The organism is Vibrio sp. 1978, assembly GCF_033344345.1.
The window spans coordinates 1-579 of sequence record NZ_JAWPOP010000783.1; the positions used below are offsets into that span (position 1 = coordinate 1).

Here is a 579-nt window from a genome sequence, read left to right on the forward strand (position 1 = left end):
CGCCTTTCGGCACTCGGAACTCATCATCTTGCAAATGCCACAGGCGAAAACCTTCGAGATCTTCAATCAACTCCGGTAGTGAGTCCCCGTTTTCAAAGGGCATTGGGTCGAGGTCGTAACAAATGTACGGGTTCTTCTCTGGCAGAACAAACTGCCAACGCGGATCAATTTGTTGGAAGAAGCGTTTTTGCTCGCTACTGAATGTAGTGACGGAGTAGGGGGTGAAATACCACTCCGCAGTGCGATTGTACTCAAGTCCTTTGGCGATCAGCGTAACGCGGACATTGTCGACAGATAAATATTGCAGCAGAGAACGTTGTAGATCTTCATCATAGCCCGACATTTTGTAGTCGCCATAGATAATATCGTGCGGCTGATAATGCTGCATATTGATGACTAAATGGCTAACTAAATCGAGAGGGCGTGAAGGTTCTTGAAAGCGGAATGCAGACTCCAATACTGCTTGCTTCTCTAGGTAGCGCCACTCATTCATTCCGTCTTGTTTGATCATGGTTAGATATTGGAAGACTGCTTGAATGATGTCATCTACGTGGTCTAACCCTTCTGGTGTGAGTGTAC

The 579-nt window shown here is 46.6% G+C and carries 1 pseudogene; it reads right to left on the reverse strand.

What is annotated here, in order from left to right:
• Positions 1 to 579 (reverse strand): annotated as a pseudogene (locus R8N49_RS29085) (insulinase family protein); the annotation flags it as partial.